17 protein-coding genes are annotated in these 20565 nt (G+C 69.3%); 13 read left to right on the plus strand and 4 right to left on the minus strand.

Annotation, left to right across the window (positions count from 1 at the left end; translation table 11 throughout):
- Positions 1-23: 23 nt before the first annotated feature.
- From AC5WRT_RS13950 to AC5WRT_RS13960, 3 genes are read right to left on the minus strand one after another with little or no spacing between them, the layout of a single operon-like run.
- Positions 24-857 carry a carbohydrate ABC transporter permease gene (locus tag AC5WRT_RS13950; protein ID WP_496095271.1) on the minus strand — a complete coding sequence of 278 codons (834 nt, stop codon included), beginning with the start codon at positions 855-857 and terminating at the stop codon, positions 24-26.
- Positions 854-1918: a carbohydrate ABC transporter permease gene (locus AC5WRT_RS13955; protein WP_496100258.1), complete on the minus strand. Its 1065-nt coding sequence runs from the start codon at positions 1916-1918 to the stop codon at positions 854-856. The genes AC5WRT_RS13950 and AC5WRT_RS13955 overlap by 4 nt, the downstream gene beginning before the upstream one ends.
- Positions 1919-1929: 11 nt before the next feature.
- Entirely contained in the window at positions 1930-3228 is a 1299-nt protein-coding gene (locus tag AC5WRT_RS13960) for an ABC transporter substrate-binding protein (protein WP_496095269.1), read from the minus strand.
- A 317-nt stretch (positions 3229-3545) separates the two neighbouring features.
- Between AC5WRT_RS13960 and AC5WRT_RS13965 the strand changes: the two genes are divergently transcribed.
- From AC5WRT_RS13965 to AC5WRT_RS14015, 11 genes are all read left to right on the plus strand, one after another.
- Positions 3546-4613, plus strand: a complete 1068-nt coding sequence (locus AC5WRT_RS13965) for a LacI family DNA-binding transcriptional regulator (protein WP_496095268.1) — start codon at positions 3546-3548, stop codon at positions 4611-4613.
- A gap of 652 nt (positions 4614-5265) precedes the next feature.
- Positions 5266-6306, plus strand: coding sequence for an NAD(P)-dependent oxidoreductase (locus tag AC5WRT_RS13970; protein WP_496095320.1), 1041 nt, complete (start codon positions 5266-5268; stop codon positions 6304-6306).
- 3 nt (positions 6307-6309) lie between these two features.
- The gene (locus AC5WRT_RS13975) at positions 6310-7821 is read left to right on the plus strand and encodes an FGGY-family carbohydrate kinase (RefSeq protein ID WP_496100259.1); all 1512 of its coding nucleotides are present in this window, start codon (positions 6310-6312) and stop codon (positions 7819-7821) included.
- A 220-nt stretch (positions 7822-8041) separates the two neighbouring features.
- Positions 8042-8545, plus strand: coding sequence for an ATP-binding protein (locus AC5WRT_RS13980; RefSeq protein ID WP_496095266.1), 504 nt, complete (start codon positions 8042-8044; stop codon positions 8543-8545).
- 811 nt (positions 8546-9356) lie between these two features.
- Positions 9357-10724 (plus strand): ABC transporter substrate-binding protein, encoded by a 1368-nt coding sequence (locus tag AC5WRT_RS13985; protein ID WP_496095265.1) that lies wholly within the window; start codon positions 9357-9359, stop codon positions 10722-10724.
- Between the two features lie 82 nt (positions 10725-10806).
- Complete coding sequence (locus AC5WRT_RS13990) at positions 10807-11769, plus strand: carbohydrate ABC transporter permease (RefSeq protein ID WP_496095264.1); 963 nt, start codon at positions 10807-10809, stop codon at positions 11767-11769.
- Positions 11766-12662 carry a carbohydrate ABC transporter permease gene (locus tag AC5WRT_RS13995; protein ID WP_496095263.1) on the plus strand — a complete coding sequence of 299 codons (897 nt, stop codon included), beginning with the start codon at positions 11766-11768 and terminating at the stop codon, positions 12660-12662. The genes AC5WRT_RS13990 and AC5WRT_RS13995 overlap by 4 nt, the downstream gene beginning before the upstream one ends.
- Positions 12663-12850: 188 nt before the next feature.
- Positions 12851-13885 carry a zinc-dependent alcohol dehydrogenase gene (locus AC5WRT_RS14000; RefSeq protein WP_496095262.1) on the plus strand — a complete coding sequence of 345 codons (1035 nt, stop codon included), beginning with the start codon at positions 12851-12853 and terminating at the stop codon, positions 13883-13885.
- Between the two features lie 210 nt (positions 13886-14095).
- Complete coding sequence (locus AC5WRT_RS14005; protein ID WP_496095261.1) at positions 14096-14905, plus strand: DeoR/GlpR family DNA-binding transcription regulator; 810 nt, start codon at positions 14096-14098, stop codon at positions 14903-14905.
- Entirely contained in the window at positions 14905-15669 is a 765-nt protein-coding gene (locus AC5WRT_RS14010; protein ID WP_496095319.1) for an HAD family hydrolase, read from the plus strand. Before AC5WRT_RS14005 ends, AC5WRT_RS14010 begins: the two co-directional genes overlap by 1 nt.
- Positions 15670-16289: 620 nt before the next feature.
- On the plus strand, positions 16290-17510 hold the full coding sequence (locus tag AC5WRT_RS14015) for a metallophosphoesterase (RefSeq protein ID WP_496095260.1): 1221 nt from the start codon (positions 16290-16292) through the stop codon (positions 17508-17510).
- A gap of 420 nt (positions 17511-17930) precedes the next feature.
- On the opposite strand, the gene AC5WRT_RS14020 is transcribed toward AC5WRT_RS14015, so the two are convergent.
- A complete protein-coding gene (locus AC5WRT_RS14020) occupies positions 17931-18554 on the minus strand; it encodes a TetR/AcrR family transcriptional regulator (protein ID WP_496100260.1) in 624 nt (207 codons plus the stop codon).
- 158 nt (positions 18555-18712) lie between these two features.
- Between AC5WRT_RS14020 and AC5WRT_RS14025 the strand changes: the two genes are divergently transcribed.
- Both AC5WRT_RS14025 and AC5WRT_RS14030 read left to right on the plus strand, forming a co-directional pair.
- Positions 18713-20104 (plus strand): flavin monoamine oxidase family protein, encoded by a 1392-nt coding sequence (locus AC5WRT_RS14025; protein ID WP_496095258.1) that lies wholly within the window; start codon positions 18713-18715, stop codon positions 20102-20104.
- Positions 20101-20481 carry an SCP2 sterol-binding domain-containing protein gene (locus AC5WRT_RS14030; RefSeq protein ID WP_496095257.1) on the plus strand — a complete coding sequence of 127 codons (381 nt, stop codon included), beginning with the start codon at positions 20101-20103 and terminating at the stop codon, positions 20479-20481. Before AC5WRT_RS14025 ends, AC5WRT_RS14030 begins: the two co-directional genes overlap by 4 nt.
- Positions 20482-20565 lie beyond the last annotated feature (84 nt).

Genomic DNA, 20565 nt, shown 5'->3' on the forward strand with positions numbered 1-20565 from the left:
GGGACGGGCGTGCCGTCCGGTGTCTACTTGGCCGCGCCGGCGGTGAGTCCGGCCACGATGCGGCGCTGGAAGAGCAGCACCATGACCACCAGGGGCACGGTGACCAGGACTCCTGCTGCCATCTGGCTGCCGAACGGGGTCTCGAACTGGGTGGCGCCGGAGAACTTGGAAATGGCGACCGGTGCGGTCTGCATGCCCGGCTTGTTGGTCATCGACAGGGCGATGAGGAACTCGTTCCAGGCGGCGATGAACGAGATGATCGCGGTGGTGAAGATGCCGGGCGCGGCCAGTGGAATGATGACCTTGCGGAAGGCCTGGCCACGAGTGCAGCCGTCGATCATGGCGGCGTGCTCCAGCTCGTCGGGCATCTGCCGGAAGAACGTGGTCAGGTTCCACACCGCCAGCGGAAGCACGAAGGACATGCTCGGCACGATCATGGCCTGGTAGGTGTTGATCCATCCGATGTCGGTGAACAGCTTCAGCAGGGGAACCACGATGGACACCACCGGGAACATCGAGGTGGCGATGATCAGCGTGAGGATGAACCGTTTGAACCGGAACTCCAGCCGGGCCATCGCATAGGCGGTGAAGGTGGCCAGCAGCAGCGCCAGCGCGGTGGTGATGCCGGCCACGATCAGGCTGTTGAGCAGCGCTTTGGTGAAGCCCTGGGAGGGGCCGAACACCGCGCGGTAGTTCTCGAACGACACCACGCCGGGGAACAGTGAGGTGTCGAAGATGTCCGAGCTGCGCCGCAGGCTGGAGACCAGCATCCAGTAGAACGGGGCCAGGCAGTAGGCCACCACCGCGACCACACCCACGTACAGCAGTCGGCTCCGCCATTTCGCCGTGATGGTCATGACGTCACCTCCGCACGGCGCAGGGCCGGGACACGCCGACGCCTGTTCCTTCCCGTGGTGCTGCGTCCGGTGCCGCCGACGAGGTCGGCACCGAGCAGCCGGACGAAGGCGAACGCGATGAGAAAGACGTAGAGGAAGAGGAGCACCGCGTAGGCGGAGGCCGGTCCGAAGCGGACGTTGGAGGCCTGGTCCTGCGCCAGCATCGACAGGGTTTCCACCGAGTTCTTCTGCGCGCCGATGAGGATGTAGGGCAGGTCGAACATCCGCAGCGCGTCCATGCAGCGGAACAGCACCGCCACCAGCAGCGCGGGCTTCACCAGGGGCAGGGTGATGTGCCAGAACTGGCGCAGAGCGCCTGCGCCGTCGAGGCGCGCGGCCTCGTAGACCTCTTTCGGGATCACCTGCAGCCCCGCCAGGACCAGCAGCCCGATGAAGGGCGCGGTCTTCCACACCTCGGCGACGATGACCGCGACCTTGGCGTGGAAGCCTTCGGTGGTCCACAGGACCTGGTGGCCGAGGAGGGCGTTGGCGATGCCGTCGCTGTTGAAGATCCAGCGCCACAGCAGGGCGGAGATGGCTGTGGGCACCGCCCAGGGGACGAGGATGCCGGCCCGTACCAGGGCGCGGCCCCGGAACGCCTTGTGCATGATCAGGGCCATGGCCACCCCGATCACGGTCTCGAGCCCCACGGTGACGACGGTGAAGAAGGTGGTGTTCCAGAAGGCGTTCCAGAACCGGTCCCCGCCTGCGCCGAAGATCTCGCTGTAGTTCTTCAGTCCGACGAAAGGTTCAGTGGTGCGGATGAAACCGGTTCTCGGGTCCAACCCCTTGGTCCCGTACAGTGACTCCCGCAGCGCCATGAGCGTCGGGTAGAGCACGACGATCGACAGCACCAGGAGCGTCGGGGACACCAGCAGGGCCGCCATCCGCCCCTGGCTCGCGGTCGCCCCGGTCCGCGTGCGGCGAGGGTTCGTCGCCCCGGGGGGCCGTCCCGAAGGACTGCCGGCCGCAGTGCGGGGCTCGTCCGCCGCTGTCTCGGGCGGGGTCCTGGTGTCGGCCATGGCCACGCTCCTCACTGCGCCGTGGACTTCTGCAGCTCGCTCTGCAGGTCCTTGAGCGCCTGCGCGCTGCTCTTGCTGCCGGTGAGCGCGGCGTACGCCTCCTGCTGGATCGCCGACGTCACGTCCCCGTAGTTCACAACCCGCGGGCGCGGGACGGCACGCAGGATCGACTGCTTCAGGACGGGCAGGTACGGATACTGCTTGACCAGGGAGGAATCGTCGTACAGGTTCGCGTACGGCGGGGCGAGGGAGGCGTCCTTCAGGAACGTGCTCGCGCTGGTCTCGCTGCTGAAGAACTTCATGAAGTCCAGTGCGGTGGCCTTGTTCTTCGCGAAGGACGAGAGGGCCAGGTTGTGGCCGCCGAGGCTGGAGGAGCCGGGGCCGTCGAGGCCGGGCAGCGGCGCGACCGCGAACTTCCCCGCCAGCTTGCTCTTCTCGGCAAGTGCGTACATGTACGGCCAGTTGCGCAGGAATATCAGCTTGCCGGCCTGGAACGCCTGACGGCTGTCCTCCTCCTGGTAGGTGACCGCTTCCTTGGGGATGGTCCCGTCCTTGACGGCGCCGGCAAGAAAGTCCAGGCCCTTGCGAGCCGCAGGAGTGTCGACGTCCGGCTTCCCGTTGGCATCGGTGACGGTACCGCCCGCGGAGTTCACCGCCTCGGCGAAGTTGACCGTCAGGCCTTCGTACTTCTGCAACTGACCGGCGTAACACGACATGCCCTTGGCCTCGGGCAGCTTCTTCACCTTGGCGCAGTCGGCCGTCATCTCCGCCCAGGTGGCGGGCGGCCGGGTGATACCGGCCTTCTTCAGCAGGTCGGTGCGGTAGTACAGCATGCCGCCGTCCGAGCTGGCGGGGGCCGCGTACAGACCTCCGCGGTACTTCGCCGTCTCCACCACCGGCTTGAGCATCTTCCCCAGCGGGAACTGCTGCTCGGGCAAGCGGTCGATCCACTGGTGGGCGGCGAACTCAGAGGTCCACACGACGTCGAGGGAGAGCACCGTGTAGGCGTCGGACTTCGTCTCCGCGTTCTGGATCATCTGCTGCCGCTGCGAGTCCGCGTCCGTCGGCAACTGCACGAAGGTGACCCTCTCCTTCGGGTGCAGCGTGTTCCAGCGGGCGATGACCTTCGGCACGACGCCCGTGGCGTCCTTGCCGGCCACGTAGGTGATGGGGCCACGGCCCTGGAAGGACGTGCTCCCGGCCTGCTCCCCGGAGCCGCTGTTCCCGGACGAGCCGCAGGCGCTGAGGAGAAGCCCGGCGATGGCGAGGAGAGCCGAACTCCGAAGGGCTCCAGTGGTCTTGGTCTTCACTCTTTGTTTCTCCTGGTCGTGCGGAAACCGAAGCGTGACTGACAGGGATGTCACAACGTTGCACAGGAGGAAAGTGCAGGTCAGCAAACCAAGAGACTTCTTTTGCGAAGCGGATTGGACCCCGTCGAGACAACGCTTGCACGCTAGGAGTGCACCTGGGGGATGTCAATGCGTAACTTGCCGGTAATGCTGAGCGGATACCGATGCATCGTGCATTCTGTTTACGGCGAAAAAGGGCATAACCGCTCAATCAGATGCGATGACAGCGCTGTCATGGGCCGCGAACAGATGGGTCGCATCTGTGCTAACTTCCGCTCATGTCATCCGCTCAACGGCTCCCCACGATGGTCGACGTCGCCGAACGGGCGGGCGTTTCCCCATCCACCGTCTCGCGCGCCCTGCGCGGCCTGCCAAGCGTCTCGCCGCAGATCCGTGCCCGGGTCGAACAGGCCGCTCGTGAGCTGAACTTCGCGGTCTCGCGACAGGCCGCAAGTCTCGTCACGGGCAGGACCGGGGTCGTGGCGGTGCTCGTACCCACGCTCAACTCGTGGTTCCACGGGTCGGCACTGTCCAGCCTGGGCCCGCTGCTGCGCGCCGCGGGCATGGAGCTGTCCGTCTACGTGATACCTGACATGGCCGAGCGCACCGCGTTCTTCGAGCGTCTTCCGGCCCGGCGGAACGCGGACGCGCTCGTGGTGTTCGGGTTCGATCTGACCGACGAGGAGACCCTGCGACTGGATGACCTCGGAATGCCGGTCATCTATGTCAGCCAGCACGTCGACGGCCGCCCGAGCGTGTACGTGGACGACGTGGCCGGAGCCGTCAAGGCCACCCGGCACCTGCTCAACCTCGGCCACCGCCGGATCGCCTTCGCACCGACCGTGGGGGCCAGCGGCTTCTGTTTCAGCTCGCGCGAACGGCTGCTCGGCTACCAGCAGGCACTCACCGAAGCGGATATTCCTCTGGACGACGACCTCGTGGTCACGATGTCCTTCGAGGACGGGCGGAGCATCACCGAGGGACTCGGGAACCTGCTGAGCCTGAGGGAGCCGCCCACGTGCATCTTCGCCGAGACGGACGAGCTGGCCATCGCCATCGTCCACTGTCTGGGCAAGGCACGGGTACAGGTGCCCGAGCGGATGTCCGTCATCGGATTCGACGACCATCAGATGGCCGAATGGACAGACCTGTCCACGGTCGCCCAGTCACCCTCGGACATGGGCCGCCTCGCCGGCGAACTGGCCCTGAAGCTCATCCATGATTCGGCCCCGGACCACAAGCAACACATCGTCCTCCCTACGCACTTGGTTCCCCGGGCCACCACGGCCCCGCCCCCCGAGCCGCCAGGTGGTCACGAGGGCGCTTCCGCGGGTCGGTACGGCTGAAAGGCGGTCGGGAAGCAGTCACCGTCGGGCCGGCCACTGGGGACACGCGGTGATCTTTCGCATCCGGCAGGACGGCTCTTCAGCTGGTCGACCGAGCGGGGAGGCCTGGCGGTCGGCGTCACCCGTTTCACCCGAGGAGCAGCCGGCACCGCGCTGCGTCCGACGGCAACGGGGTGAGCAGGGCTGCCCGGAACCGCCCATGCCGCCGAGAAGCCCTCAAGCCAGTACCGGACGGGTACTGCGCACGGAGTGCCCGGATCCGGTGGTGGGTGGCGCCCCGCTCTTGACGAGGAAGGTGGCCCGGTCCCCCGGCAGCTGTGACACCCGGGCTTGACGTGGAAACGTGCCGGCGTGATCACCCGCAGCCGGCCGGCGGTCGTGCCGAACTGCCCGGCGACCACCGCACCCGGCACCGCCGACGCCACGGCTCGCCGGGTCGTCGAGTGCCCGGAGGAGCGCATCGGCACCGCCACGCGTACCGATCTGCGAACGGACCCCGCCGCCGGTGCCTGGACGTGTCGGCGCCGCGCGCGGGGCACCCGAGAACGGACGCCTTCGGCGACGCGGTGACGACGCCGGGCGCCTCGCATGCGCGCGTGGGACGATTGCGGAAGAGCGGGAGAGGGCACGCCTGGAGGTCGCGTTGCGTGTCGTGATTGTCGGTGACCGTTTCATTCCTGCCGAGTTGTATGCCGACGCCCTGGCGAAGGCCTGCAGCCCGGGCTTCGGCCCCGTTCGCAATGTGGAGTGGCCGGGGACCAAGGCGGAACAGCACGCCGCGCAGCAGACCATGGAGTGGCAAGGTCCCGACGCCGTGGCGGTGCCCGATGAGATCCTGCAGGCGGTGGCGGAGGCCGACGTGCTGGCGGTGCACTTCGCTCCGGTGTCCCGCGCGGTGCTCGTGGCCGCCCCGGCGCTGCGGGCTGTATGTGTGGCCCGCACGGGGCTGGAGAACGTCGATGTGGCTGCTGCGACCGCCCGCGGAGTCGGCGTCGTGCCCGTGTTCGGCCGCAACGCCACGGCCGTGGCCGAGCTCGCTGTCGCTCTGATGCTGACGGAGGCACGGGACATCGCCCGGGTGGATGCCTCGGTGAAGGCCGGTGGCTGGCGCAAGGCCGGAGGTCGGCCTGGCCGCGAGATCGGCGACAGCAGGGTCGGGATGGTCGGCTTCGGCCATGTGGGGCGGGCGTTCGCTACGGTGTTGCAGGGCTTCGGCACGCGCCTGATCGCCTACGATCCGTACGTGTCCGACGCCGTTCTGGCCGAGCACTCGGTCGTACGGGCCGAAAGCCTCGACACCGTGTTCCGGGAGTCCGACTTCGTCCAGGTCTTCGCACGGTTGACGGCCGAGACCGAGCGCTTCATCGGCTCGCGCCACTTCGCGTTGATGCCGCCGACCGCCTACTTCGTGAACACCGCGCGCAGCCGCCTGGTGGACACCACCGCTCTCTACGACGTCCTCGCGGACCGTCGCATCGCCGGGGCCGCGCTCGACGTGCACGATCAGGAACCTCTCCCGGCGGACAGCCCGTGGCGGCGGCTGGACAATGTCACGCTCACCACGCACTTCGCCGGTGATACGACGACCACAAGCCTGCGTTCGGCGCGGCTGGTCGCCGAAGCCATAGCGGAACTGTCCGCCACGGGCCGGTGTGTGTCCGCGATCAACGCCCGTGAGCTGGGGTGGGTGTGAGCGGTGGCCGGCGACTTGGTGCTCGGCGTCGATGCGGGGCATTCCGTGACCAAGGCCGTGCTCTTCGACTCCGCCGGCCGGCAGGTGGCGCAGGGTGTCGGCACGGTCCCGCTCGACACCTCGCGTCCCCGCTGGGTCGAGCGGGACATGGACGAGGTGTGGCGAACCACCCACCGAGCCATAAGAGCCTCCCTCGCCGCGCTCGGCGTCGACGGACGGGCCGTCGCCGCGGTGGGCCTGGCCGGACATGGCGACGGCCTCTACCTCGTCGACGAGCACGGCAGGCCGGTGCGGGCCGCGATCGTCGCCATGGACACGCGCGCCGAGCCTGTGCTGGCACAGTGGCGCGGTTCTCCGGTCTGGGACCGTGCTCTCACCGTGTCCGGCACGGTCCCCTTCGCGGGTTCTCCGGCCGCCCTGCTGGCATGGCTCGACCGGCACGAGCCGGGCCAACTGGAACGTGCCCGCTGGCTGCTGTCCTGCAAGGACTGGCTGCGCTGGCATCTGACGGGCGTGGTCGCCACCGATCCGACGGACGCCAGCGCCTCGTTCACCGACATGCGCCGGGGTGAGTACTCGCAGGAACTGCTCGATCTGTTCGGGCTCGGACGGCTGGCCGACAAGCTCCCCCCTGTGCGGGCCTGCGACGCGGTGTGCGGAACGGTGACCCGGGAGGCCGCGGCCCTCACGGGGCTCGCCGCCGACACGCCCGTCATCACCGGCGCGCACGACGTCGACGCGGCGGCGCTGGGTATCGGGGCCACGGAGGTGGGTGAGCTCTGCCTGATCGCGGGGACGTTCAGCATCAACCAGGTGGTCTGGGACCGCCCCGTCACGGACCTCCGTTGGCAGTGCCGCAGCTTCCTCCACCCAGGGCAGTGGATGATCATGTCCACCTCGCCCGCCTCGGTGGCGAACCTCGGGTGGTTCCTGCGGGCCATGGGTGCACCGGCCGGGCACGGCGAGGACATCTACGGCGCCATCGGACGGGAGGTCGGGGAACACCTGCAGGGCCCGTCGGAGGTGCTGTTCCATCCGTTCGTCTACGGTTCCCCCCACCAACGGCCGGCCTCCGCCGGCTTCCTCGGCCTGCGCGGCTGGCACGGTCGCGGGCACCTGCTGCGTGCCCTGCTGGAAGGCGTCGTCCTGAACCACCGGTGGCACGTCGACGTGCTCCGGTCCCGCCTGCACCTCACCGGGCCGGTCATGCTGACCGGCGGTGCCGCGCGCAGCGCCGTCTGGAGCCAGATGTTCGCCGACGCACTGCAGCGGCCGGTCCTGGTGACGGGCGTCGAGGAGAGCGCCGCCCGCGGGGCCGCGTTGCTCGCCGCAAGGGCCGTCGGACCGGTCGGCGACGGGACGGCCCCGTTTGCCGTCGCCCCGGTCATCAGGCGCCACGACCCGGCCCCTGACCGGGTCGCGGTACTGGAGGAGGCCTACCACGCCTATCGAGAGGCCCAGGAAGCGCTCTGGCCGGTCTGGGCCCGCCTGGACTCGACGAGCGCGGCGGAGTGACCAGCCGGGCAGGACACATCGGTGGCACCGCTACGGCTCCGGGCAGGGTGCAGTCAGTCCTTTATCACATTTTCTGTGACATTCTTCGAGTTTCTATTGCATATGACCAAGAGGCGGCGTAGACAGACATAAGGAGAAACTTCGGCCCGGCTCTCTGCGGCCCGGTCACCGGCCACTCGACGTGGCACCGACTCCCCGACCCAGTCCGAAAGCTCCGGCCATGCCTTCCGAGACCGCCCCGCCGATCGATCACGGCACCCCGGTTGTCCCTCCGTGGAGCGGCATCCACTGCCCCGGGCCCCGCTCCTCGAGCCCGCACCACCCGGTGAGGGCCCGGTTCACACTTCCGGCGCACGAGTCACTCGTCGGCTGCCTGCGACATGCCGCCCGAACAGTGCTCGGACGCTGGCAACTGTCCGACGACGCGCAGGACTCGGCTCTCCTGATAGTGGGGGAGTTGGCTGCGAACGCGGCCGCCCACGGGCGCAGCGAGATGTCGGTCCATCTGGTCCTCACCCCGGGCACTCTTGGCATCATCGTGGGTGACCACGGTGATCCCGCTCCCCCGCACCGGCGTCCCTCGGACGACGATCCGGACGAGCACGGCCGCGGTCTCGACATCGTCCACACCCTGTCCACGCGGGTCGACCTGCACCACGACGACCACGGGACCTGGATTCTGGCCTGCCTCGCCGTCACGGCCTCCCTCATCGGAGCGGACTGAGTCCGGCGATGCCCGATGAACGGGAAGCAGCCAGAGCCCGACGTGCCGACCGGCGCGCCAAGGCTGCCGCGAAGGAATCGGCACGCCGCGGTGACGGGACGGCGGCTGCGCACGCGCCCGAGTGAAGGTGTCAGCCGCAACCGCGACGACGTAGGCGAGCAGCCCGGCGAGCCCCCTCGCGCACAGGGCGGCCACACTCTCCCTGTCGAGACGGCCGGTCCGGTACAGAAGGGCGGTCGCCCCCGCAGTGAGCGCATCCCCTGCCCCCACGGTGTCCACAATGTCCGCCGCCGGCGCGGGCATGCGCCTGCGAGCACCGCACCCCACGGAGCAGGCCGCCCGGACACCCGGTGCGACGAGGACCGCCGCGGCATCGAGACAGGCACCCCCCGGCCGTGGCTGGTGGGCGATGTGCCGGTGACCGTCCGGACAGGTGTGAGATCCACCAGGGCACCTCCGGCGACGACGACCGCGGGGTCGCCTGGAGGAGTCGGGCCTGGCGCGCATCCGGGTCTCCTCGGGGACGGGGGCAGGGCGGGCGCGGAACGCCAACAGATGAATGCCCGCAAGACGGCTGACGATAGATCTCAGAAACTTTTCTCGCAAGATGTGTTAACAAAGCGCCTCTGTGGTGCTAATAATTCCGGCATCGATGCCGCACCCCACACCCAGGGAGGCATCCCCTTCCTCAGGCGAGCCTCGGGCGACATCACGGACGAGAGCCCTCGCTGAGCGGTTGCACCCACGAGCCGTGCCGCCATGAGTGCCTCACCGGCCATTTCCCGACCCACCCGCACGAGAGGTCCCCGTCATGCGTCCGACGCGCTTCACCCGATCGACGAGATATGCCCTGACGGCATGCGCCGCCACCACCGCCCTGCTCGCCACCGCCTGCTCCGGCGCCGGGGCAGGCGGCTCCTCGTCGGACAGCAAGAGCATCAACGTGCTGATGGTCGGCAACCCCCAGATGGAGGACATCGCGAAGCTGACGCAGAGCACCTTCACCAAGGAAACCGGCATCAAGGTGAACTTCACCGTGCTGCCCGAGAACGAGTTGCGCGACAAGGTCACCCAGGACGTCGCCACCAAGGCCGGGCAGTACGACGTCGCCACCATCGGCGCCTACGAGGTGCCCATCTGGCAGAAGAACGGCTGGCTGCACGAACTCAGCTCGTACGCCGACAAGGACAAGAGCTTCGACGAGGGCGACCTGCTCAAGCCGATGGTCCAATCGGTGTCCGGCTCGGACGGCAAGCTCTACGCCCTGCCGTTCTACGGCGAATCGTCCTTCCTCATGTACCGCAAGGACGTGTTCGCCCGGAAGGGCCTGAGGATGCCGGAGCACCCCACCTGGCAGCAGGTGGCCGACCTGGCGGCGAAGGTGGACGGCGCGCAGCCGGGAATGAGGGGCATCTGCCTGCGCGGCCTTGCGGGATGGGGTGAGCTGGGGGCGCCGCTGACCAGCGTGGTCAACACCTTCGGCGGCACGTGGTTCACCAAAGACTGGAAGGCCGAGGTCAACGGAGAAGGCTTCAGGAACGCCACCGACTTCTACGTGAATCTGGTCCGCAAGCACGGTGAGGCGGGCGCCGCACAGGCCGGGTTCACCGAGTGCCTGAACGCGATGAGCCAGGGCAAGGTCGCCATGTGGTACGACGCCACCAGCGCGGCCGGCTCACTGGAGGACCCGAGCACCAGCAAGGCTGCCGGAAAGATCGGTTACGTGTACGCCCCCGTGGAGAAGACCAGGAGCAGCGGCTGGCTGTGGGCCTGGGCGTGGGCGATGCCGAAGACCACCAAGAAGGCCGACGCCGCCTCGAAGTTCATGCTCTGGGCCTCCAGCAAGAAGTACGAGAAGCTCGTCGGCGAGAAGCTCGGCTGGGCGCGGGTGCCCGCGGGGAAGCGTGCCAGCACCTACCAGATCCCGCAGTACAAGAAGGCCGCCGCCTCCTTCGGCGACATCACTTTGAAGTCCATCCAGCAGGCCGATCCCGCGAACCCGGGTGTGCAGCCGCGGCCCACGGTCGGCATCCAGTTCGTCGCCATCCCCGAGTTCCAGGACCTCGGGACCAAGACGACGCAGGAGATCTCCGCCGCCATCGCCGGCAAGACCAGCGTGGACACAGCACTCAACGACGGCCAGAAGCAGGCCGAAGAGGTAGCCAAGAACTACAAGTGAGCCACCCGCTCCGGCCGACGCCCGAGCCGGCCGGAGCGGCCGTCCCAGCCCCCACCGCTCCGCGGCGGAAGAAAGTCACTTCATGATCACGCTAGACCGTCCCCTTACGCGGCATCGACGACCGGCCGGGCGTCCGCTCAAGTCCATGGGTGAACGCACGTGGCGGCTTCGCCTTCCGCTGCTGCCCGCACTGATCTTCACCATCGCCGTCACTCAGCTGCCGTTCGTGGCCACGCTCGTCATCTCCACGTTCCAGTGGAACATCCTGCGTCCGGGTGACCGCCACTTCACCGGCCTGTCCAACTACGCCTTCGTGTTCACCGACGAGCGGTTGCGCAACGCGGTCATCAACACCGTCGTCCTCACCGCATCCGTCGTGGTCCTCAGCGCGGTACTGGGTCTGGGCCTTGCACTGCTGCTCGACCGCCACTTCTTCGGCCGGGGCCTGGCGCGCACCCTGCTCATCGCGCCGTTCCTGGTCATGCCGGTCGCCGCCGCCCTGGTGTGGAAGCACGCCATCTACAACCCGGACTACGGGCTCCTCAACGGCACTCTGAACGCCGTCTACCGGCTGTTCGGGGTGGCGAACGGCCCCACCGTCGACTGGGTGTCGTCCTTCCCCATGCCCTCTGTGGTGGTCGCGCTCGTGTGGCAGTGGACACCGTTCATGATGCTCATCCTGCTGGCCGGCCTGCAGGCGCAACCCGGTGACGTGCTGGAGGCCGCCAGGGTCGACGGGGCCTCGGCGCTGCAGACCTTCCGCCTCATCACCCTGCCGCATCTGCGGCAGTACATCGAGCTGGGCATCGTGCTCGGCAGCATCTTCGTGGTGCAGACCTTCGACGCCGTCTACACGATCACCCAGGGCGGCCCCGGCTCACAGACAACGAATCTGCCCTACGAGATCTACCTGACCATGTTCCGCAAGTTCGAGTACGGCCAGGCCGCGGCCGCCGGTGTCGTCGTGGTGATCGGCTCGATCGTCATCGCGACGTTCGCCCTGCGCGTGGTCGCCTCCCTGTTCCGGGAAGAGGTGTCCCGATGACCGGCACGACCGCAGCTGCCCGCACCTCGTCCGGCACCGTCCTGCGCCGGCTCCGGCGTCACCACCGCGAGGAGCCCGGACAGTCGCCGCGTCTGTCGCCCCTGTGGACCTTCCTCGCGTGGCTGGTCACCCTGACCTTCTTCGCGCCGGTGGCCTGGATGGTCCTCACGTCCTTCCACCAGGAGTCCGACGCGGCGACCAACCCGCCCAGTCCCTTCGCACCGCTGACACTGGACCAGTACAAGCTGCTGCTGGGCCGGGACATCACCCCGTTCCTGCTCAACTCGGCCATGGCCAGCGTCTTCTCCACCCTGCTGGTCCTCGCATTGGCGCTCCCCGCGGCCTACGCGCTGTCCATCAAGCCGGTCAAGAAGTGGACCGACGTGATGTTCTTCTTCCTGTCCACGAAGTTCCTGCCGCTCATCGCGGCCCTGCTGCCGATCTACATGATCGTCAAGGACATCGGCATGCTCGACAACATCTGGACCCTCGTCGTCCTCTACACCGCCATGAACCTGCCGATCGCGGTATGGATGATGCGGTCGTTCCTCGCCGAGGTGCCCAGGGAGATCCTGGAGGCGGCCGAGGTCGACGGCGCGGGACTGCCCACGGTGCTGCTGCGGATCGTCGCACCGGTCGCCATGCCGGGGATCGCCGCCACTTCGCTGATCTGCTTCATCTTCAGCTGGAACGAGTTCATGTTCGCGGTGAACCTCACCGCTACGCAGGCGTCGACCGCACCGGTGTTCCTGGTGGGCTTCATCACCAACGAGGGCCTGTTCCTCGCCAGGCTGTGCGCGGCGGCCACGCTGGTCTCGCTGCCCGTTCTGATCGCCGGTTTCGCCGCCCAGGACAAGCTGGTGCGCGGCCTGTCCCTGGGAGCCGTCAAATGAGGGCCGCCGCTCGTGCCGTCCGGCCCCGCGCAGCGGTGCGGCCCGGAGCCGCCGGCAGAGGCAGAGAACCGCTACCGGGCGCTCACCGCCGGCTCGCACGATCGCCCACCGCACACCCGGCACGGCTACCAGTCCCACACCTGACCCGGCCCTCTCGCCGCGTGAACGCCCGAACTGAACGGAACCTCATGACCCAGTTGATCCGCCGCGTCCTCGTCCGCTCCCTCGAGGACATCGTCGTCGAGAAGGTGCCCGCCCCCGTCCCCGGGGACGGCGAACTCCTCGTACGCACCGCGGTCGTCGGCGTGTGCGGATCCGACACCCACGCCGCAGCCGGACACCATCCGTTCATCGACCTCCCCTACCACCCCGGTCACGAGGCGGTGGGTGTCGTGGTGGCCACGGGCCGAGGGGCCGAGGACTTCGCCCCCGGCGACCGGGTGATCGTCGAACCGAATCTCCACTGCGGTCGGTGCGCGCAGTGCCGGTCCGGCCGCTACAACATCTGCCAGGAACTGAAGGTCTTCGGCTGCCAGACACCCGGCGCCCTGGCCGACCTGTTCACCGTCCCGGCCGACCGCGTCCACCGCGTCCCCGACGGCATGACCGACCTCCAGGCCGTCCTCGTCGAGCCCCTGGCCACCCCGGTGCACGCCGTGGCCAAGGCCGGTGACCTCACCGGCCGTACGGTCGCCGTCCTCGGTGCCGGCCCCATCGGCCTGTTCACGCTCATCGCCGCCCGCCACGCAGGTGCCGGCCGGATCGTGGTGACCGACCTGCGGCAGGGCAAACGGGACAGGGCACTGCGCCTCGGCGCCGACGCAGCACTGCCCGCCGACGCATCCGACCTGGTTCCCCTGGCCCGGGAGGCACTGGGTGGCCCGGCCGATGTCGTCTTCGACTGCGTCGCCCGGGAACAGTCCATGGCCCAGGCCACCGACGTGGTCGCCAAGGGCGGCCATGTCGTCGTCGTGGGAGTGGGTGCCGCCGGTACCACCCCGGTCCGCCTCGACCTGGTCCAGGACCGGGAGATCCGCATCGAGGGCACCCTCATGTACACGAGCGACGACTATCGCGTCGCCATGTCCCTCATCGCCTCGGGCGGCTTCGACACCGCCGAGATCGTCACCGCCACCCATCCTCTGGAGGAAGCCGCCGCCGCCTTCTCCGCCTCCCTCGATCCCGAACACGTCAAGGTCCTGGTAACCGTGGACAGCCGCTGATGCTTCGGCAGGGAGGGCACTCGCCCTGCCCCGGCTCCGCTCGTCCCAGGGCCCGGGCAGGGCCCCTGTCCGCCCGGGCCCATGTGCGAGACTGCGAGACCGGCGTCAGCGACCGCTTCACGTCGACAACGCCGCAATCGCAGCCGTGTGTGAGGCCGGCGTACGTTCCCCGCCGCCGAACAAGCACGACCGAAGGGAAGGAGGGGCGCTGTGGCCGCCCGCACGCGATCGTCGCACGCCGTTGTCGAGGAGCGGCGCAAGGCCGTTTTGCGTTACGTCGCCGAGCATGGAGAGACCCGCATCGACGACCTCGCCGAGCACTTCGCCGTGAGCCTGATGACGATGCACCGGGACCTGGACGACCTCGCCGGACGTCATCTCCTGCGCAAGGAGCGTGGACGGGCCGTCGCCTTTCCCGCACTCACCATGGAGATGGCCACCCGCTTCCGCGAGAGCAGTTCCCTCCCGGCCAAGAACGCCCTCTGCGCGGCCGTCGCCCACCGGATCAAGCCGGGCACCACGGTCCTCATGGACGACTCCACCACCCTGTTCCCGCTGGTCCCGGTACTGGCCCGGCTGGACCAGCTGCATGTCGTCACCAACTCGGTCGGCCTGGCGCAGCGCCTCGGATCCGAGTCGAAGGCGGACATCACCCTTCTGGGCGGGCGCTACCGCGGCGACTTCAACTCCTGCACCGGTCCCGCGGTGACCCGTGCCCTGTCCCAGATCCACGCCGATCTCGCGCTGATGTCCGCCACCGCCATCCTGGAGGGCCGGCTCTTCCACCCCATGACCGACTACGTCGAGGTCAAACTGGCCATGCTCGCCTCCGCCGACCAGGCCCTGCTCCTGGTGGACCATTCGAAATTCGGCAAGACGGCCACGTACGCCTACGGCACCGTGACCGACTACCAGGCGGTCATCACCGATTCCCGCACTCCCGACGCCGAGCTCGCCGCCATCCGCGACCTGGGAGTGCCCGTGGAGACGGTCGCCCCCGAAGAACAGCCCCCCTCGTGATGCAGACACTGTTCGAAACGCCCAGTGCCTATCGCCCCAGCGACGCCGAGAAGGCCGCGCCGGTACCCCGTGTGCAGGCCGTCCTCTTCGACTTCAGCAACACGCTCTTCCAGATGATCTCCCTGGAGGCATGGCTGCGCCGAGTGGGCCGCGCATCCGGCCGCCTCGCCCTGCTCGACGAACCCGGCGCCGAGGCCGAGATCTCCCGTCAGCTGCGCGCCGCCTTCCGGCTGCCATCGGTCGTCGCACTGCAGCAGGGACGCGACCTGTCTCCCGAACGGCACCGGCAGGCCATGCTCGGATGGTGGGGGCACGTGGACTTCCTGCGCGGCGCCGAAGACGCGGCCTACCTGGAACTCACCGCCCCGGACGCCTGGACCCCGTACCCCGACGCCGAACCCACCCTGCGTGCGCTCCGCTCACGCGGCCTGCGCATCGCCATCGTCAGCGACTTCGCCTGGGACCTGCGCACCCACCTCGCCCACCACGGCCTGAGCCACCTCATCGACAGCTGCGTCATCTCCTACGAACAGGGCCGCGAGAAACCCGACCCTCACCTGTTCTTCAAGGCGTGCGCCGACCTCGGCACCGAGCCCCGGGCCGCCCTCATGGTGGGCGACAACCCGGCCCGTGACGGCGGCGCGACCGCATGCGGCCTGCGGACCTACATCCTGCCCGCCGAGAACCGGACCGGCGAACGCGGTCTCGCCGACGTCCTCCGCCTGGTGACCGCTCGGCAGCCGCGCGAGATCCCTTCTCCGTGACGGCCGCGGCAGCAGCGCATGACGGGGGGTGGAGGCATGCACCGGCTGGCATGGCGGTAAGCGGTCGCTCAGGTATTTTCGGCGCACGACGACCAAGGCCGCGGTGGCATCCGTCCCCTGCCGGGTACCTCGCCCATCCAGGATCAGACGGAACAGGGGCGTCCTCGACTGCGGCACGGCATTGATGTCCCCAGCAGCTGCAAGCGGACCAAGGCGGACTGGAGGTACGCGCAACGGCTCCTGGAGTTCAGGGTGCAGGCGGATGACGTGATGCACCGACAGATTCGCACGAACCGTGTCGCCATCGAGCACGTCCGCCCCGACCCGCAGTCAGCGAAGTCCCGTTACGGGAGCGCATCGACCGGTCCAGTGCGGCCATCACTCGCCGTCATCGGCGTGGGCCATCGTCCCGCCGGCGCGCGCTCCACCGACGGCAGTACCAAGCAGGGCCTGCAGCACCCCTGATCGCGGCTCATGCCGAGGGGGGTGTTTGCGGCGCCGTTCGCCATCCCGCACTGAATCCTTCGCCCCAAGGGGCCGCGCTCGTGAACGCCGGCCCGGCCGCCCCCGGGCAACCGGATACAGTGCGCGGGACGGCAGCCTGGTCAGGGAGGGGACGCATGACCGCCACCAGCAACACCCGGTCCGCCGAGGAGGAAGCGCAAGCGCCGCGGCAGAGCCGAGTGCACCGCCTGATGCGCTGCATCCCCCTGATCGCCCCCGTCCTGCTGTGGGCCGTGCCCTGCTGGGTGCTCCTGCACAGCGGCCAGCACTGGCCGCTGCCCGTCACGCTGGTCGGCACCGCCCTGTTCGTCCTCGGCCTCATCGGTATGCCGCTCGCGATGGTGCGCGGCCACGGCCGGCGCCGGCACGACCGGGCGGCGATCGTCGGTGACACCCTGCTGGGCACCAGTTGGATCCTGTTCACCTGGTCCGTTCTGATCGGCGTCCCGTTGCGGCTCGCCCTGACCGTGGCCGGCGTCGACGGGAGCCAGGACCGGGCCAGAATCGTCACGTGGGCCGTCCTCGGCATGACCGCCGTACTACTCGCCTGGGGGTACGCCGAAGCCCTCCGCGTGCCACGCGTGCGCCGACTCGACCTTCAACTCCCACGGTTGGGGGCCGGGTTGGACGGGATGCGCGTCGTCCTCATCACCGACACCCACTACGGTCCCCTCGATCGCGCCCGCTGGTCGGCACGGGTATGCGAGACGGTGAACACTCTGCAGCCCGACCTGGTCTGCCACACCGGCGACATAGCGGACGGCACGGCCGAACGCCGCCGCGCCCAGGCCGCCCCACTCGGTACCGTGCGGGCCACCCGGGCCCGTGTCTACGTCACCGGCAACCACGAGTACTACACCGAGGCCCAGGGCTGGGTGGACCTGATGGACGAGCTGGGCTGGGAGCCACTGCGCAACCGCCATCTGCTGCTCGAACGCGGAGGCGACACCCTCGTGGTCGCCGGCGTGGACGACGTCACCGCCGAGTCCTCCGGCCTGGCAGGCCACCGCGCCCACCTCGCCGGCGCCTTGAACGGCGCCGACCCCGACCTGCCCGTCCTGCTCCTTGCACACCAGCCCAAGTTCGTCGACCGAGCGGCAGCGGCCGGCATCGACCTCCAGCTCTCCGGCCACACCCACGGCGGCCAGATCTGGCCCTTCCACCACCTGGTCCGCATCGACCAGCCCGCCCTCGCCGGCCTCAGCCGGCACGGCACCCGCACCCTCCTCTACACCAGCCGCGGCACAGGCTTCTGGGGCCCGCCGTTCCGCGTCTTCGCCCCCAGCGAGATCACCCTGCTCGTGCTCCGCTCCCCGCACCTGCCCACCTCGCCGTAGCACGGGGCGGCCCGACACGTCCCCGGGCCGACACAACGATGCGTCGGCCTGCATGACCAGCACCGTCACCAGTCACAGCCCTCTCCGGCGGGCACCGCCGCTGACCTGCCGGAGCGTCACCTCCGCGTGCCGGACGGGGCGTACGCGTCTCGCACGGACCCGGATCTCCGCAACCGAACATCGCAACAGCCCGGCGCAGCAACCTCACCAGGTGCGGCGCCCGCTCGGCCCGGTGCGGCCGCGGCGCACGCCCGACCGGCGAGGGACCCCAGTGCTGCCCGTCTCCATGGCCCTGCCTCCCGCCAGGCCCCCGTCACCGTCGCGATGTCCTGAAGCAGCAGAACGCGGCGCCCCTGCCCCACGGCCTGATCGATGCGCGTGCGGGGGCCCGGGCTGTGGTCGCGTAACCGCCGGTCGCGACTACACAGGGCTTTCAGGTTCCACGGACGGAAGCGCGGGGGCGAGGCCGGCCAGCGAGAGGGCGCAGGTGATCACGTTCTCGATGTCGCGCCGGGACTGTTCGTCCTCGTGGTGAACCTCGTACTGGATGATCAGTCCGTCGATCGCCGCGACGAGGAACCGCGTCAGCGCCGCCAGGTCGATCGGCGGTGGTGAGGTCTCGTGGGCGAGCGCGGAGCGGAAGACGTCTTCGACGCAGACACAGTAGCGGGTGTACTGCCAGGCGGCGAGCCACTCGAAGCCGGGGTTGCGGCGACAGTAGATCATCAGCTCGTACTGCATCAGCTGGAGCCCGTCGTCGCCCACCACGAAGGCCCAGAAGGCGCGTGCCGCGTCGCCGATCGCCGTGGCCAGTCCGTTCTCGGGCGTCACCGCGTCGCGCAGGATCTGCTCGACCTGCTCGGTCACCGTACCGATGACGGCGGTCAGCAGTTCGTCCTTGCCTCGGAACGCGTAGTGGATCGCGGCCTGGGCCGTTCCGGCCTGTTCGGCGATGCGGCGCGTCGTGGCGCGGTCCAGACCTTCGCGGGCCATGACCTCGATGGCGGCCTTCACGAACTGCTCGCGGCGCTCTTCGACCTTCATCCGAGGCAGGTCCGTCACCTTCTTCCCAGGTCCGCGACCGGGTCTTCCGGTCACCCCTTGACACCCTCAGCGAAGCATACTTCACTCTGGCCACCCGACTTGGTCAGCTGCCCAAGTCGACCGACCTGTTCATCTGACCAAATCTGGATGGTGGCCTCGTGCCCGAGAACTACGACACCGATGTCGTCATCGTCGGCGCTGGACTGGCCGGGCTGACCGCCGGCCGCACCCTGCACGCCCAAGGCGTGGACGTGCTCGTTCTGGAGGCGCGTGACCGGGTGGGCGGGCGCACCTGCTCCGTTGTCGAGGACGAGGGGCGGTTGGTGGAGTACGGCGGGCAGTGGATCGGCCCGACCCAGGACCGGATCAACGCGCTCGTCGAGGAGTTCGGTCTGGCGACGTTCACGCAGTACAGCGACGGGGACAACCTGCAACGCACCGAGGACGGCAGACTGCTGCGCTACCACGGGGCGATCCCCACCGGGGACCCGGTGGTGGCCGCGGACCTCATGGAGGCCATGGTCGAGCTGACCGCACTGGCCGCCGAGGTCGGCGCCGAGGCCCCGTGGGCCCACCCGCAGGCCGCCGTGCTGGACTCCACCACCGTCGAGAGCTGGATCGGCGCGCAGCCGTACTGCGCGGGCGCGAAGGAGTGGCTGCGCGCGTTCACCCGCGCCCTGTTCCCCGCCGAGCCCGGGGAGGTGTCGCTGCTGCACGCGCTGTTCTACATCGCCTCCGGCGGCGGCGTGGAGCGAATGATCGGAGTGATCAACAGCGCGCAGGAGACCCGCCTGAGCGCCGGAGCGATGGGCGTCTCGCTGGCCCTGGCCGGGGTGCTCGGCGACCGGGTCCGTCTGTCCTGCCCGGTCCACCGGATCGACCAGGACGAGTGCGGTGTCGTCGTGCACCACGAGCAGGGCCGGGTCCGTGCACGCTACGCCGTCGTCGCCGTCCCGCCGCCGCTGGCCGGCCGGCTGCGCTACAGCCCGGCGCTGCCCGGCCTGCGCGACCAGCTGACCCAGCGGGTGTTCATGGGCTCGGCCATCAAGACGACCGTGGTCTACCCCGAGCCGTTCTGGCGCGCCGACGGCCTGACCGGGCACAGCACGGGACACAACACCTTGACCTTCGACCAGAGCCACCCGGACCGTGCGGAGGGCGTGCTGGTCAGCTTCACCGACTGCGACGCCGCGCGGCGCGCGCTGCGGATGAGCCCCGAGGAACGGCAGCAGCAGGTCGTGGCCGAACTGGTCTCGGTCTTCGGCCCCGAGGCAGCGCACCCGATCGCGACCTACGAGAAGGTGTGGCTCGAGGAGGAGTGGTCGCGCGGCTGCTACACCGGGATCCTGAGCCCGGGTTCCTGGTCCACGCTGGGCCCGGCGCTGCGCGAGCCGGTCGGGCGGATCCACTGGGCCGGCACCGAGTACGCCACCGTGTGGAGCGGCTACATGGACGGCGCGGTGCGCTCGGGCGAGCAGGCTGCCGCCGCGGTGGCAGCCGAGCTGGACATGGGCGCCGAACTGAGCGGGCCGGTGGAGGCCGCCCGATGAGCGAGGCGATGCGTGAGAGCGTCGGGGCGGACGAGCTGTTGGACGCGCTGAGCGAGTACGCGGCCAAGGCCGGGGCCAGTCCCCGGGTCGGCAAGACCCTCGGCGGCTGGAACTGCCGCATCCACATCCTGGCCACCGACCACGACGCGGCCTTCACCCTGGTGATCTCCGGCGGAAGGCCCGCAACGCCGACGGCCGGCATGTCCGGCGCGGCCGATCTGGTGGTGCGCGGCCACAGCTTCGACCTGGCCGAGATCTTCTGGGGCGACGCGAACCCGGTGTCCAACTACATGCAAGGAGCGATCCGCACCCAGGGCCGGGCCGAGGACGTCATGCGCCTGGACGCGATGGCGATGTTCGTCTTCCTGGGCCAGTAACCGGCACCGCGCGGAACGGCTCGTGCCGGGGCGTGGCCCCACGCCCCGGCACGCTCGCCCGCCTTCCCTCCGCCCGTCGACGGC

The sequence above is a fragment of the Streptomyces sp. NTD91 genome, from assembly GCF_059510455.1.